The 13,743-nt window shown below is 58.8% G+C and carries 14 protein-coding genes; 9 read left to right on the forward strand and 5 right to left on the reverse strand.

The annotated features are described in order from the left end of the window. Window positions 1–94 precede the first annotated feature (94 nt). Together JFT86_RS13850 and def are read left to right on the forward strand one after the other, a co-directional pair. On the forward strand, window positions 95–1,045 hold the full coding sequence (locus tag JFT86_RS13850) for a YihY/virulence factor BrkB family protein (protein ID WP_201237096.1): 951 nt from the start codon (window positions 95–97) through the stop codon (window positions 1,043–1,045). Window positions 1,046–1,047: 2 nt separating this feature from the next. Next, the gene (gene def, locus JFT86_RS13855; protein WP_201237097.1) at window positions 1,048–1,587 is read left to right on the forward strand and encodes a peptide deformylase; all 540 of its coding nucleotides are present in this window, start codon (window positions 1,048–1,050) and stop codon (window positions 1,585–1,587) included. A 106-nt stretch (window positions 1,588–1,693) separates the two neighbouring features. Here the strand turns inward: def and JFT86_RS13860 are convergent, their stop codons facing one another. Continuing rightward, the gene (locus JFT86_RS13860; protein ID WP_201237098.1) at window positions 1,694–2,110 is read right to left on the reverse strand and encodes a GNAT family N-acetyltransferase; all 417 of its coding nucleotides are present in this window, start codon (window positions 2,108–2,110) and stop codon (window positions 1,694–1,696) included. A gap of 325 nt (window positions 2,111–2,435) precedes the next feature. Here JFT86_RS13860 and JFT86_RS13865 point away from each other — a divergent pair, with 325 nt between their 5' ends. From JFT86_RS13865 to JFT86_RS13885, 5 genes are all read left to right on the forward strand, one after another. Continuing rightward, entirely contained in the window at window positions 2,436–3,377 is a 942-nt protein-coding gene (locus tag JFT86_RS13865; protein WP_201237099.1) for a fatty acid desaturase, read from the forward strand. 142 nt (window positions 3,378–3,519) lie between these two features. Continuing rightward, the gene (locus JFT86_RS13870; protein ID WP_201237100.1) at window positions 3,520–4,311 is read left to right on the forward strand and encodes a PhnD/SsuA/transferrin family substrate-binding protein; all 792 of its coding nucleotides are present in this window, start codon (window positions 3,520–3,522) and stop codon (window positions 4,309–4,311) included. A 190-nt stretch (window positions 4,312–4,501) separates the two neighbouring features. Continuing rightward, window positions 4,502–5,029 carry a sigma-70 family RNA polymerase sigma factor gene (locus JFT86_RS13875; protein ID WP_201237101.1) on the forward strand — a complete coding sequence of 176 codons (528 nt, stop codon included), beginning with the start codon at window positions 4,502–4,504 and terminating at the stop codon, window positions 5,027–5,029. Beyond that, window positions 5,026–6,039: an ABC transporter substrate-binding protein gene (locus JFT86_RS13880; protein WP_201237102.1), complete on the forward strand. Its 1,014-nt coding sequence runs from the start codon at window positions 5,026–5,028 to the stop codon at window positions 6,037–6,039. Before JFT86_RS13875 ends, JFT86_RS13880 begins: the two co-directional genes overlap by 4 nt. Before the next feature lie 563 nt (window positions 6,040–6,602). After that, window positions 6,603–7,922, forward strand: a complete 1,320-nt coding sequence (locus JFT86_RS13885) for a PAS domain-containing methyl-accepting chemotaxis protein (RefSeq protein WP_201237103.1) — start codon at window positions 6,603–6,605, stop codon at window positions 7,920–7,922. A 127-nt stretch (window positions 7,923–8,049) separates the two neighbouring features. Here the strand turns inward: JFT86_RS13885 and JFT86_RS13890 are convergent, their stop codons facing one another. The 3 genes from JFT86_RS13890 to JFT86_RS13900 form a co-directional block, all read right to left on the reverse strand. Continuing rightward, complete coding sequence (locus tag JFT86_RS13890; RefSeq protein ID WP_201232476.1) at window positions 8,050–8,595, reverse strand: hypothetical protein; 546 nt, start codon at window positions 8,593–8,595, stop codon at window positions 8,050–8,052. Window positions 8,596–8,749: 154 nt separating this feature from the next. Further along, entirely contained in the window at window positions 8,750–10,174 is a 1,425-nt protein-coding gene (locus tag JFT86_RS13895; RefSeq protein ID WP_201237104.1) for an MFS transporter, read from the reverse strand. A gap of 125 nt (window positions 10,175–10,299) precedes the next feature. Then, window positions 10,300–10,740, reverse strand: coding sequence for a PACE efflux transporter (locus JFT86_RS13900; protein ID WP_201237105.1), 441 nt, complete (start codon window positions 10,738–10,740; stop codon window positions 10,300–10,302). 122 nt (window positions 10,741–10,862) lie between these two features. On the opposite strand from JFT86_RS13900, the gene JFT86_RS13905 reads away from it, so the two are divergent. Then, window positions 10,863–11,735, forward strand: a complete 873-nt coding sequence (locus JFT86_RS13905) for a LysR family transcriptional regulator (protein ID WP_201237106.1) — start codon at window positions 10,863–10,865, stop codon at window positions 11,733–11,735. Between the two features lie 154 nt (window positions 11,736–11,889). Here the strand turns inward: JFT86_RS13905 and JFT86_RS13910 are convergent, their stop codons facing one another. After that, window positions 11,890–12,921, reverse strand: a complete 1,032-nt coding sequence (locus JFT86_RS13910; protein WP_201237107.1) for a LacI family DNA-binding transcriptional regulator — start codon at window positions 12,919–12,921, stop codon at window positions 11,890–11,892. A 217-nt stretch (window positions 12,922–13,138) separates the two neighbouring features. Between JFT86_RS13910 and JFT86_RS13915 the strand changes: the two genes are divergently transcribed. Continuing rightward, window positions 13,139–13,672, forward strand: coding sequence for a gluconokinase (locus JFT86_RS13915; RefSeq protein ID WP_201237108.1), 534 nt, complete (start codon window positions 13,139–13,141; stop codon window positions 13,670–13,672). Window positions 13,673–13,743: the final 71 nt, after the last annotated feature.

Raw genomic sequence — 13,743 nt, forward strand, 5'->3', positions numbered from 1 at the left:
CCCACCAAGGGTCGCCAAGTAGGCTACCGTGAGGTAAAAAACGGCCCCTGAGTCGCCACGACTTCAACCTGTATTGCGGCGAAAGGAGACGCGAATGATATTTCCGGACATGAAAGGTCTGCCCCTGCACCGGGTGATGGTGCGCACGGTTACTGAATTCGTCGACGACGAGATGTCGACGTATGCCTCGGCACTGGCCTACCAGATGCTGTTCTCGCTGTTCCCGTTCATTCTGTTTCTGATCGCCCTGATCGGTTTCCTGCACCTGCCGGATTTCTTCTCCTGGCTGCGCCTGCAATCGGAACTGGTCCTGCCGCCGCAAGCGCTGGAACAGGTCAACCCGGTGATCGATCAGTTGCAACAGTCCAAGGGCGGCTTGCTTTCGGTCGGTATCGTCATCGCCCTGTACACCGCTTCAGCGGGCGTGCGGCTGATGATGAGCGCGATGAACGCCGCTTATGACGTGGTCGAAGGGCGGCCGATCTGGAAGCGTTTTCCGCTGTCGGTTTTTTACACCGTCGGCATCGCCGGCATGCTGCTGGTGGCGGCCGCGCTGATGGTGCTCGGGCCGCAAGTGATGGGCTGGATCGCCGCGCAGGTCGGCCTGGAAGAGGTCATCGTCACCGTCTGGACCATCGCGCGCTGGCCAGTGATCGTGATTCTGATGATGGTCGCTGTGGCGCTGATCTATTACGTGATGCCCGACGTCAAACAGGAATTTCGTTTCATCACGCCGGGTTCGGTATTGGCCGTGGTGGTGTGGATCATCGCTTCGTTGGGTTTCGCGTTCTACGTGAAAACCTTCGCCAACTACAACGCGATGTATGGCAGCATCGGGGCGATCATCGTGCTGCTGCTGTACTTCTACATTTCCGCCGCAGTGCTGTTGCTCGGCGCCGAGATGAACGCGGTGATCGAGCACATGTCCAGCGAAGGCAAGGACCCGGGCGAGAAAGTCCCCGGCGAACTGGACGAACAACCCAAACAACACGTCTCGGGCCTGGGCCGCGATCACTCGCTCAAGCCGGACACTGACGAAGTCTGATCATGATCCGTGAAATTCTGAAAATGGGCGACGAGCGCCTGCTGCGTATTGCTCCGCCCGTGCCGGCCGAGATGTTCGACAGCCCCGAGTTGTGGCAACTGATCGACGACATGTTCCAGACCATGGAAAGCGTCGGCGGCGTTGGCCTCGCCGCGCCGCAGATCGGTGTTGATTTGCAATTGGTGATCTTCGGTTTCGAGCACAGCGAACGTTACCCGGACGCCGAAGCGGTGCCGCAGACGATCCTGATCAATCCGTTGATCACGCCGTTGAATCCGTTCATGGAAGAGGGCTTCGAAGGCTGTCTGTCGGTGCCGGGTTTGCGTGGCGCGGTGGAGCGTTATCAGCAGATTCGCTACGAAGGGTTCGACCCGAAAGGCCAGCCGATTGTGCGGGTGGCGTCAGGTTTCCACGCGCGGGTCGTGCAACACGAATGCGATCATCTGATCGGCCGGCTGTACCCGTCGCGGATTAGCGATTTCAGCAAATTCGGCTTCACCGAAGTGATGTTCCCCGACCTCGATCCAACCGCCGACGACTGATCTCCCCTGTAGGAGTGAGCCTGCTCGCGATAGCGGTGTATCAGACACCAAAAATGTCACTGACAGAGCGCTATCGCGAGCAGGCTCACTCCTACAGGGTTTTGCATCAGATTGAAGGTTTGCGCTCCATTGCAATCATCGGCTTGCTCCGCGCATACCGGCTCAACCGCTCCGCCATCGCCTGCGGCAGGGCCGGGTCGATACTGAATCCGCGGCGTTCATAAAACCCGCGCAAATCCGGATGACAGAACAGCCACACCGGCTCCGTCACATCCTTCACCGCCGCAGTGATCAACTGGGCGGCAAGCCCCTGCTCACGACACGCCGGATCAACAAACAGCCCCGTCAACCATTGCCCGCCCGCCACCGGCCGCAAACACAATGCCGCGACAATGTCGCCACGCCGGGCCACCCACAATTGTGCTTCGCGCACGGCTTTCATCGAGGATTGATGGCTGCGGTAAAACTTGTTCATCAACGGCCAGAGCGAGACGTCGAGCAGGCTGTATTGGGTATCGGGCATGGGATCGGACTGTCGGTGGGCGAAGCGCCGATTATAAAAGAACGCGCGCCTCGGGATAGGTGTATACCTGAGCCTACAGCCCTATGAGTGGAGTACCCATCATGTCCAAAGGTATGAATTCCAAGAAAGCCGAGAAGAAGAAACCGGCCAAGACCGCGGATGAAAAGCGCGCGGAGAAGAAGGCCAAGAAAGTCGACATTTTCGGTCATTGATCGCACCCCTCGGGAGCCCGGTTCTCGGGCTCCTGTCTGAACCCGAAAAATAATCTGCAAGATTTATCGATGTCGTTGCACAGACGGGCAAGATTCCCGTTCCGAGCAACGCCATGCCCCATTACTTCGACGCCGCCCACCGCGTGCAAATCGAAACCCTGCGCCAACGCTTCACCGCCCGCACCGAGTGGCCGACCTGGCTATTGCTGATCGGCGTGTATGGCGGTTGGTTCGCCATCGTCCTCAACAGTGATTGGCTCGGTCGCGGCTGGAGCACTTTGCTGCTGATTCCGCTGCTGGTGCTGTGGTTGTCAGTGCAACATGAACTGCTCCACGGGCATCCGACCCGCTCGACCCTCATCAACAAAGTCCTCGGTTATGCGCCGTTTGCCGTGTGGTATCCGTACACGCTGTATCGCGACAGTCATTTGTTGCATCACCGCGATGAGGATCTGACCGTTCCCTGCGTCGATCCGGAAAGTCGTTACCTGACGGCGGCAGGCTGGAAGGGCAGTTCGATGTTCGAACGCGGCCTGCACTGGCTGAACAAAACCGTCCTCGGTCGATTCGCGATTGGTGCGCCGCTGGCGCTGATCACTCTGGCCACTGAAGAACTGCAACGCCTGAAACAGCGCGACCGCCAGGCCTGGCTGATGTGGCTGAGCCACGGCGTGTTCACGTTGTTGATGCTGTGGTTCATCGACCGCTACAGCGCATTGCCGGTGTGGCATTACCTGCTGCTGATCAGTGTGCCGGCGCTGTCGATCGCAATGATCCGTTCCTACTATGAACATCGTCCGCACGCGCAACCCGAGCAACGCACGGTGCTCAACGAAGCCGGCTGGCCGTGGCGCTGGCTGTTCCTCAATCTCAATTTTCATCTGGTGCATCACGACTTGCCGAAGCTTGCGTGGTACGACTTGCCGACGGTTTACCGGATGCATCGCGAGCAATGGATTGCGCGCAGTGGCGGGTTTCTGGTGCAGGGTTACGGGCAGTTGTGGCGGCGGCATGGTTTCAAGCCGATCGACAGTCCGCAGCATCCTTTCCACTAATCTCAGAAACACCACCGACCCCTGTAGGAGTGAGCCTGCTCGCGATAGCGGTGTGTCAGGCACTGCAGATGTCACTGATGCACCGCTATCGCGAGCAGGCTCACTCCTACATCGGATATATGTGTAGCCTGGAAAAATGTGTATGAGCCGATACCACACTGAACTGCTGATGTACGTTGCCCCCGAGCCGATCCGCGAGGCCAATGAGCGCTGGATTGCGCGCATCCTTGAGCAGCTTGGGCACGCGCGCCTGAGCGCTGACGGCCTGTCATTGCCAGAGCTGTGGTTATCGCCGGATCTGTTGCTCACGCAAACCTGCGGCTATCCGCTGATGACCGCTTTGCGCGGACAAGTTCGCATTGTCGGCCGCCCCCGCTACGAACTCCCCGACGCCAGCGCCGGCAACCATTGCAGTCTGATCCTCAGCCGCGCTGATGATCCGCGCAAAAGCCTCGCGGACTTCCGCAGCAGTCGCGGCGTGATCAACAGCGAGGACTCCAACAGCGGCATGAACCTGTTGCGCCATCGCCTGGCCCCGTTGCAGCAGGACGGCCATTTTTTCGCTTCGGTTGGTATCAGCGGCGGACACCGCGAGAGCCTTCGCTGGTTGCGCGAAGACCTCGCCGACCTGGCCGCCGTCGACAGTGTGACCTATGCCTACCTCGCTCATTACGCAGCCGAAGAAGTGAGCGGATTGCACGTAGTGGCGCGCAGTGCGTTGAGTCCGACACTGCCGTTCATTACGGTCGCCAGTGCCACGGATGAGCAAGTCGAGCAGTTGCGCCAAGTGATGAATCAGGCACTGCGTGAGCTTCCCGCCGTTGCACAGACATTGAGACTGGCTGAAGTGCTGCCGGCCACTGAAGGCGACTATCGGGTGGTTCTCGATTATCAGTGTGAGGCTGAGGATTTGGGGTACGGCCGCTTGCGTTAAAAGATCGCAGCCTTCGGAAGCTCCTACATATTGCCGTTGTAGGAGCTGCCGAAGGCTGCGATCTTTTGATCTTAAATTCCAAAAGGAAATATAAAAATAAGATTTAAATATTATTAATGCATAAGGCGCCTTGCTACGATCGCGCCACCGGATCACCGGACATTCAGCGACCCTTCACCAAGGAGCCCCTATGTCCGGCGCCGATCTGTCCCATCGCTACAACCTCGACACCCTGTTCCGCGCCCACTATCAATGGCTTTGCAGCTACCTGCGCCGGCATCTGCATGACGCCGCCAGCGTTGAAGACATCGCCGCCGAAACCTTCGCGCAACTGCTCGAAGCACCCGCTCTCACGGCGATTCGTGAACCTCGCGCATTGCTCACCACCGTTGCCCAACGCCTGCTCTACCAACGCTGGCGCCGCGCCGATCTCGAGCGCCGTCACCAGCAGCAGATTGATGTCGATTACGCCGCGTCGCCCGAAGAGCTGGCGCAACTGAGACAAACCCTCAACCGCCTCGATCACAGCCTGCAACGGCTGCCGGGCAAGGTCCGCTCGACCTTTTTGCTCGCTCGCATCGACGGCCTGACCTACCCGCAAATCGCCGCCGAACTGGGCATCTCGCAACGTTCGGTCAGCGCCTACATGAGCCGTTCCCAGGCGCTGTGCGAGCGCCACAGTGCCAATCAATTATTACAAGACAAGAGGTCTGCATGAGATCGATCAAAACCCTGCTCGGCGGTTCGCTGCTGGCGCTGAGCCTGAGCGTCGGCGCCGTTTCTGCGGCGGAGAAAACCGCGCCGATTCACTTCGGCGACATTACCTGGGAAAGCGGCAGCTTCATCACCGAAGTGCTGCGCCTGATCGTTGAAAAAGGCTACGGCTACTCGACGGATACGCTGCCGGGCAGCACCGTCAGCCTCGAAGCGGCGCTGGCGAAAAACGATATTCAGGTGATCGGCGAGGAATGGGCCGGGCGCAGTCCGGCGTGGGTCAAAGCGGCCAATGAGGGCAAAGTGTTCGGCCTCGGCGATACCGTCAAAGGCGCCACTGAAGGCTGGTGGGTGCCGGAGTACGTGATCAAGGGCGACCCCGAGCGCGGCATCAAGCCATTGGCGCCCGAGCTGAAATCGGTGGCGGATCTGCCGCGCTACAAAGACGTCTTCCGCGACCCGGAAGACCCGAGCCGTGGGCGCTTCCTCAACAGCCCGACCGGTTGGACCTCGGAGATCGTCAACAGCCAGAAGCTCAAGGCGTATGCCCTGAACGACAGCTTCGTCAATTTCCGCACCGGCTCCGGCGCGGCGCTGGATGCCGAGGTGGCGTCGTCGATCAAGCGTGGCAAACCGGTGCTGTTCTACTACTGGTCGCCGACGCCGCTGTTGGGGCGGTTCAAACTGGTGAAGCTCGACGAGCCGCCGTTCGATGCCGAAGCCTGGAAGACCCTGGCCGACGCGAACAATCCTAATCCGAAAGGCACACGTTCGATGCCGGCCAGCCTGGCGATCGGCGTATCGGCTCCGTTCAAGACGCAGTACCCGGAGCTGGTGAGTTTTTTCGAGAAGGTCGATTTGCCGATTGATCTGCTCAACCAGACGCTGGCGGGCATGAGTGAAAAACGCCAGCAACCACGGGCGGTAGCCGAGGCGTTTTTGCGTGATCAGCCGCAGGTCTGGAAGCCATGGGTGCCGGGAGATGTCGCTGACAAGGTGAGTGGAAGTCTGTAAGGCATTTCTGTTGTTTTTGTAGTACTGCAACTTTTGCTATCGCGAGCAGGCTCGCTCCCACATTTGGAATGCATACCTATGTGGGAGCGAGCCTGCTCGCGAAGGCGTCCGCCCCGCCAAAACCTCCCCGCGCTGAACCGTTTCTTGTGCAAAAAGTGCCAGATACTGGCCGACTAGTGGCCTTGCGCAAGGCTTTGCGCTGGCTATGCTCACACGTAACTAACTATGTCGACCGTCATGCCAAACATGCCGTGCGCACAGGGTTGGTCCGTGATTCATGCTGCCAGAGTGCGCAATCCGAGGCACCGACACTGAACCAACAAGGAGCATCACTTAAATGGAAGTTCTTCAACGCGTTAGGGCTGGCCCGCGAGCGGGCTATCAAGAGAAGGATGTCTTGGTTAGAGCGTCGCTGTATGGACTCTCCGATTGATCATCATTTATCACCTGACAACTTCCTCCTGTGGAGGAATGCGTGTGCCTGTTCTGTGGAACGTAGTGGTGGATTCTGAAAGACCTGAACTTTCATCAAATCAAAGTACCGCGCGGAAGGTGATACAACCATGTTCAACCTACATCACAAGGCTGACCTGCAGGAAATCGAGCGATTCAGCTGTGCACTGACTGAGGCCAACGCCAAGTTGGCAGCGATCAGCCGTTCGATGGCGACGATCGAATTCACCCCGGAAGGCATCGTTCTCGATGCCAACGAAAACTTCTGCAAGACCATGGGCTACAGCGCTGAAGAAGTGCGTGGCAAGCATCACCGGATCTTTTGCGAAGAAGCCTTCTATCGCAGCGAGGAGTACGCCAAATTGTGGCGCGACCTGGCTCGGGGAGAGCCGATCAGTGGGACTTTTCTGCGCTTGAACAAAGCGGGCAAGGAAGTCTGGCTCGAAGCCAGTTACATGCCGGTGTATGGCGCGGACAAGCAAGTCAGAAGTGTGATCAAAGTGGCCGCCGACATCACCGCGCGGATCAACAAGGAACATGAAGAAGAAAGCATGCTGGCGGCCATCGGTCGCTCGATGGCGGTGATCGAGTTCACTCCGGACGGCAATGTGATCGCCGCCAACGAAAACTTTCTGCACACCATGCAATACACACTGCCGGAAGTCGTCGGCCATCATCACAGCATGTTTTGCCATCGCGCCGAAGCCGAATCTGCGCAATACAAGGCGTTCTGGGCTTCGCTCAATCGCGGCGAATATCACTCGCACCGTTTCGAACGCAAGAACAAGTCCGGACAGATGGTTTACCTGGAAGCTTCGTACAACCCGTTGTTCGATGCGAAAGGGCGGCTGTACAAAGTGGTGAAATTTGCCAGCGACATCACCCAGCAAATGACTACGCTGCAGAACGCGGCGGAATCGGCCCACAGTACCTCGGTACAAAACGACGCCTGCGCGCAAAAAGGCTCACAAGTCGTGCAGCAAACCGTGCAGATCATTCAGGACATTTCCCGCGACCTCAACGAAGCCGCGGTCAGTATCGATGCGGTCAGCAAACAGTCGGACATCATCGGCACCATCGTCCAGACCATTCGCGGCATCGCCGATCAGACCAACCTGCTGGCACTGAATGCCGCCATCGAAGCGGCGCGGGCCGGTGAACACGGGCGCGGGTTTGCCGTGGTCGCGGACGAAGTCCGCAGCCTCGCAGCCCGCACCAGCCAGGCGACGCTGGAAATTGTCGAGGTGGTGCGCAAGAACCATGACCTGTCATTGAGCGCGGTGTCGAGCATGCAATCAAGCCTGAGTCGCACCGGGCTCGGGGTGGAACTGGCGAACGAGGCGGGGGAGGTGATTCTGGAGATTCAGCAGGGGTCGCGGCATGTGGTCGATGCGATCAGTCAGTTCAATGAAACCCTGCAACTGAACTGAAAACGCAGCCAAACCTGCAGGAGTGAGCCTGTTCGCGATAGCGATATATCAGTGACATTTTCGGTGACTGACTAACCGCTATCGCGAGCAGGCTCACTCCTACAAGGGATTATCATTCAGGCCGAAATCAGAGCGCAGCCAGAAACTTGCCCGCCTGCTTGTCACTGTCCTTCACATCGTTGTCCTTTTCCGCCTGCGCCAGCTTCATCTTGTCCTGCAAGCGCTCGGCGATCTCCTTGCCGATGGCCAGTTGTTTCTCCGGCGGCATGGCTTTGATGTCGTCTTCGGTCAGCCCCATGGATTGCAGGACACTGTCGCGCAGACGCTGCTCGGGCGTCTTGCTCATGTAATCCTTGAATTCGTCGGTGGCGGATTTTGCCGAGGCCGTGGTGGCGTCGGTCGATTGCAGGTTGACGCGAGTCTTGGCGAACGCTTCGTCGACGTTGTCGCTGATGCGTGTCGCTTCGGCAACTTGCTGGGTGGCGATCTGCGTGGCCGAATCCTGGACCTTGGCGGTCGCATCGGTGGCTTGCGCCTGCGTCTGGTTTTGCAGGGTCTGCAGCATGGCACCGTGCAGGCCGCCTTGCAGACCGGCCGCAGCGGTGGAGGTGGCGTCGTCATTCAGCTGCTTGGGCAGGTGGATGATTTGCTGTTGTTTGGCGCTGACCAACATGATGAATTGACCTGTAGGTAATTGCTGACTGACGTACCGCAGCAATTAACGTGCCTGTCGATTAAGTTATTTAAATTCAACAAGTTAGCAAATAAGTCCGATGTTAACAGCGGTCATCCATTGCCGATGAGCGGCAGGGGATGACCGCCGGCCCTCAGCGATGGGCAATGTTTTCCAGCGCCAGATTGCGTGTGCGCGGGCCGAAGTAGCCGATGGTCAGCATCACGATCAACATACTGCTGACAATGAACGCCAACACGCCGGGCGTACCGAAGTTGTCGAGAAACAGGCCGATCAACAGACTGCTGAACACCGTCGACAAGCGACTGAACGAATAGCAGAAACCCACCGCCCGGGCGCGGATGTTGGTCGGGAACAATTCGCTCTGGTAGGAGTGATAGCTGAAGCTCAGCCAGGCGTTGCAGAAGGTGATCATCACCCCGCAGAAAATCAGCCCGAACGCGCTGGTCTGCAAGGCGAACAAGGTGCCGAAGGTCATGGCGCCGAGGGCCGAGCCGACGATCTGCCATTTGTTCTCGAAACGGTTGGCGAACTTCACGAACAACAACGGCCCGAGCGGGTAGGCGAGAGTGATGATGAACGCATACATCAGGCTGTGGGTGACGCTGACGCCCTGACCGGAAAGCAGCGCCGGCAGCCAGTTGCCGAAACCGAAGAAACCGATGGCCTGGAAGATGTGGAAAACAATCAGCATCAACGCACGACGGCGATAGGGTGGCTGCCAGATGTCGGCAAAACGGCCCTTGCCTTCGACGTCGACCGGCACGGCCTCGGGGGCGTCCAAGGGTTGGCCATGATCCTTTTCGCAGCGAGCCTCGATGCCATCGAGGATCCGGTTGGCCTCATCGAATCGCCCGTGTTGCGCCAGCCAGCGCGGCGACTCTGGCAGGCGCTTGCGCAACCACCAGATGAACAGCGCAAACACCGCACTTGCCAACACCACCCAGCGCCAGCCACTGATCCCGAACGGCGCTTGCGGCACCAGCCACCACGACATCAGCGCCACCGCCGGCACCGACAAAAATTGCACGAAAAACGCGAAGGCAAACGCCGAACTGCGCATGCGTTTGGGCACCAGTTCCGAGAGGTAGGCGTCGATGGTCACCAGTTCAATGCCCAGACCGATGCCCACCAGAAAACGCATGCAGATGATCCCCACGGCCGAACTCTGAATGCCCATCAGCACTGTCGCCACCGTGTACCAGATCAGCGCAAAGGTGAAGATTGCGCGGCGGCCAAAACGATCCGCCAACGGGCTGAGCAGGCTGGCGCCGAGGAACAGCCCAAGGAAAGTCGCCGAGGCAAATGCCGCCTGATCGGAGAAACCGAACACGCCCTGATTGCCGGTGGCGAAGATGCCGTCGCGGATCAGCCCGGGGCTGATGTAGGCGGTCTGGAACAAATCGTAGAGTTCGAAAAATCCACCGATCGACAGCAGCGCCACCAGTCGCCAGATCGTCGCGACAGCCGGGAGGCGGTCGATACGGGCGGACACCTGAGCGGCGCGAATCGGGTCGATGCCGTCGCGTTGCGCGGCGGCGGAGGTGCGAGCAGTCATGGGCTGATCCATTTTTTATTGATGGAAAAGCTTAGCCTGCTATCGGAGTTGAAGGATTGTGAATATCAGCGGTTTGCCCAGGGAAACGGCTGGTTTCTTGCAATATCTGTTTACGAATTAACGATTTATGCCGCAGCAGGTGAATCCGGGAGCGCCGAAGTCGGCAGGCCGAAGATTCGGTCGAACAACCAGTTGAACGCAAAGGTGTAGCAAGGGATGAAGATAATCAACGCCAGGTCCAACAGAAATGCCTGCACCAGACTGATGTTCATCCACCAGGCAATCAGCGGAATCAGGAACACGATCAGTGTTAGTTGAAAGCCTACGGCGTGGGCGATACGGCGTTTAACCGTGCGGGTGCGCGAGGTCTGTCGGCTTTCCCACTGCTCGAAGAGCGAGGTGTAAATGAAGTTCCAGGTCACGGCGATGGTGGTGATGATCACCGCCAACGGCCCGGTGCTGCCTGGCGAGGTGCCGGACAACAGCGCCAGACCGAGGGCGGAGAAGGTCATGCCGATCACTTCGTATAGCGACACGTAGACCAGTTTGCGTTTGACGCCTTGCATGGAGATTTGCCTCTTTCTTCAGATTCATTGGCCGGCAGGGCTGGCGAAGGCGACGAAAGATAGCTTCAATGGCTCTGACAGAAAAAGTCAGTAGCTTTCAGTTTTATTGATAGGTGGTGCGGGTGAATTTCAACAGCGATAGCATCGAACTGTTTCTTGCCGTGATCGAGCGCGGCTCGTTTTCCGCCGCCGCCCGTGCCTTGGGCAAAGTCCCGTCGGCAGTGAGCATGGGCATCGGCAATCTTGAGGCGGAACTCGGTTATCCGTTGTTCGACCGCAGACACCGCGAACCGCAACCGACGGCAATGGCGTTGTCACTGGTGCCGCACGCACGGCTGATCGCCGAGCAACTCAAGCAATTGCGCGTGCATGCGGTGGAGTTGTCGTTGGGGCTGGAGAGCAAACTGTCGATCGGTGTGGTGGCGGACATCGACCGTCGGCGTTTGCTGGCGGCGATCAAGGTGATGACCGAGCGCCATCCGCTGCTCGACATCGAGGTGCTGACCGCACCGCAGGATGACGTGCTGGCGATGCTGCACAGTGGCCGCGTAAGTCTGTGCCTGGCGTTTGCCGGGTTGAGCGTGAACGTGCTGGAGCAGTTTCAATTTGTCGGCAGCGAGCGAATGATCGCCACGCTGGCAGCGGACAGTCCGTTGTTGCAGGGAAAGGATTTGTTTCTGGAGGATCTGGTGCACGTACGGCAGATCTTCGTCGCCAGCCGTGATTTGCCGATCAGCGACACCCGGCCGCTGGTGGCGCAATCGCACTGGCGCACTGACAACCTTGAGACGGCGATGGAAATGGTCGAAGCGGGGTTGGGCTGGGGCAATTTTCCGTTGTCGGTGGTGCAGCCGTGGCTGGACAGCGGGCGCTTGAAGCGGCTGAATTTCCGCAACATCGAAAACGGCTTGGTGCTGCCGGTGCACGCGGTATGGCTCAAGAGCCAGCCGCTACAGAAGGGCGCATCGGCGCTGGTCGAACTCCTCGGCCATTGAACCCAACGCAGATCCCTTGTAGGAGTGAGCCTGCTCGCGATAGCGATATGGCAGTGCCAATTACGGTATCTGACACACCGCTATCGCGAGCAGGCTCACTCCTACAGGGATCGTGTTTAACCCTGGATTTGTGAGTGCCACAAAAATTGTGGGATCAGGTACTTTCGCGGATTTTCAGTTCGAAGCCCATGTCTTCCACCGGCCGAGCGACCGAGTTACCGGCCATCAGCGTCAGCATCTGCTCGGCTGCGCGCCGGCCAATCGCCTCACGCGGGGTGTTGATGCTGCTCAGGCGCGGCACCATGTGCTCGGACATCGGCAAATCGTTGAAGCCGAGAATCGCCACCTGCTCGGGAATCTTGATGCCGTGACGCAATGCTTCGAGCAAAGCGCCCTGCGCCAGGTCGTCGTTACCAAAGAAGATCGCATCGACATCCGGATGCGCGGCCAGCAGTTGCAGGAACAACTCACCGCCCAGGCCCACCGACGAGGCGCGCGGCGTCAGCACTTCCAGATCCGGGTCGTACTTGCCGGCCTTCTGCAAGGCTTTGCGGAAACCTTCGCCGCGCAGCAAGGTGCGCTGATCCAGTTGTGCACCAATGTAAGCCAGACGCTTGCGTCCACGGGAGAGCAAATGCTCTGCCGCCGTTTCGCCAGCGCTGAGCTGGGAGAAACCGACGCAATTCACGCCCGCAGCACTGTCCAGTTCCATCATGTAGACGCAGGGAATATTGCTCGCCTCGATCATCCGTCGCGAACTTTCGGTGCGATCGAACCCGGTCAGCAGAAAGCCACGCGGTTGATAAGCCATGTAGTTGCGCAGCAGGTTTTCTTCTTCATCGCGTGAGTAGTGGAAGTTGCCGATCAGCACTTCGAAGCCCTTGGGCGTCAACACTCGATGAATCGCTTCCAGTGTATCGATGAACAGCAAGTTGGATAACGAGGGCACCAGAACCACCACCGAATGGCTCTGCGCCGAGGCCAGTGCTCGGGCGGCGGGGTTGACCACGTAGTTGAGTTCGAGCGCGGCTTTCTGGACTTTTTCCACCAGTTCGGTGGCCACGGTGCTGACACCGCGCAAGGCGCGGGAGGCGGTAATCGGGCTGACGCCGGCCAGACGGGCAACTTCATTAAGGGTGGGACGGCCGGTGGTGCGCGTGTTTTTATCGTTTTTAGGGGAGGTCATCGGGCGGCTTGCCAAACAAAAATCAAGGCACTAAGGTAGCGCTGTCCTGATGCAGCTGTAAATGCGTAAGCGAGGTCCTGCCTGATCTTCGCTTTTTGGCGTTGGGAACAAAACCTGCTGCAACCCAAAAAAACGACAAGAAGGCGTCGGCAACTTCTGCCTGTGCACTAGAGTCATAGCTAGCAAAGGTAGCGCTGTCTGCGCGCTGAGGTGTTATATGAGTCATCCCATCACCGCCCTGGTCATCATGGGCGTTGCCGGTTGCGGCAAGACGTGCGTCAGCGAGGCCCTGTGCCAATTGAGCGGCGCCACTGCCATTGAAGGCGATACTTTCCATCCGGCCGCGAACATCGAAAAGATGAGCGCGGGGATCCCCCTGAACGACGACGACCGTGCCGGCTGGCTCGACAGCCTGTGCGATGAACTGCGTCGCGTTGATGCCAAGGGCCAGCGCCCGGTGCTGACCTGCTCGGCGCTTAAACACAGTTACCGTGAAGTATTGCGCAGCGCCTTGCCGGGCCTGGGCTTCGTGTTTCTTGAGCTGACCCCTGAAGTGGCCGCCGAGCGTGTGTCCCACCGCCCGGGTCATTTCATGCCCGCTACGTTGATCGAAAGCCAGTTCGCTACCCTCGAATCGCCGGTTGGCGAACCGTTGACCCTGGCGCTGAACGCTTCGGTTCACAGCGTTGAAGAACTGGCCGCTCAGGCTCACGTCTGGTGGCAGGCCCACGGCCTGAAACAGGCGGTATGAGTGTGTTCATGCAGAAAGCGCTGTCCTCACGACTTCTGATTAACCCGCTTTAATAACAACAACAAGCCAGG

The organism is Pseudomonas sp. TH06 (assembly GCF_016651305.1).
In the GTDB taxonomy this organism is placed as follows: Bacteria; Pseudomonadota; Gammaproteobacteria; order Pseudomonadales; family Pseudomonadaceae; genus Aquipseudomonas.

Coding starts and splice junctions, on each gene's coding strand:
- JFT86_RS13850 (WP_201237096.1), top strand. CDS start 95: ATGATATTTCCGGACATGAAAGGTCTGCCCCTGCACCGGGTGATGGTG.
- def (WP_201237097.1), top strand. CDS start 1,048: ATGATCCGTGAAATTCTGAAAATGGGCGACGAGCGCCTGCTGCGTATT.
- JFT86_RS13860 (WP_201237098.1), bottom strand. CDS start 2,110: ATGCCCGATACCCAATACAGCCTGCTCGACGTCTCGCTCTGGCCGTTG.
- JFT86_RS13865 (WP_201237099.1), top strand. CDS start 2,436: ATGCCCCATTACTTCGACGCCGCCCACCGCGTGCAAATCGAAACCCTG.
- JFT86_RS13870 (WP_201237100.1), top strand. CDS start 3,520: ATGAGCCGATACCACACTGAACTGCTGATGTACGTTGCCCCCGAGCCG.
- JFT86_RS13875 (WP_201237101.1), top strand. CDS start 4,502: ATGTCCGGCGCCGATCTGTCCCATCGCTACAACCTCGACACCCTGTTC.
- JFT86_RS13880 (WP_201237102.1), top strand. CDS start 5,026: ATGAGATCGATCAAAACCCTGCTCGGCGGTTCGCTGCTGGCGCTGAGC.
- JFT86_RS13885 (WP_201237103.1), top strand. CDS start 6,603: ATGTTCAACCTACATCACAAGGCTGACCTGCAGGAAATCGAGCGATTC.
- JFT86_RS13890 (WP_201232476.1), bottom strand. CDS start 8,595: ATGTTGGTCAGCGCCAAACAACAGCAAATCATCCACCTGCCCAAGCAG.
- JFT86_RS13895 (WP_201237104.1), bottom strand. CDS start 10,174: ATGACTGCTCGCACCTCCGCCGCCGCGCAACGCGACGGCATCGACCCG.
- JFT86_RS13900 (WP_201237105.1), bottom strand. CDS start 10,740: ATGCAAGGCGTCAAACGCAAACTGGTCTACGTGTCGCTATACGAAGTG.
- JFT86_RS13910 (WP_201237107.1), bottom strand. CDS start 12,921: ATGACCTCCCCTAAAAACGATAAAAACACGCGCACCACCGGCCGTCCC.
- JFT86_RS13915 (WP_201237108.1), top strand. CDS start 13,139: ATGAGTCATCCCATCACCGCCCTGGTCATCATGGGCGTTGCCGGTTGC.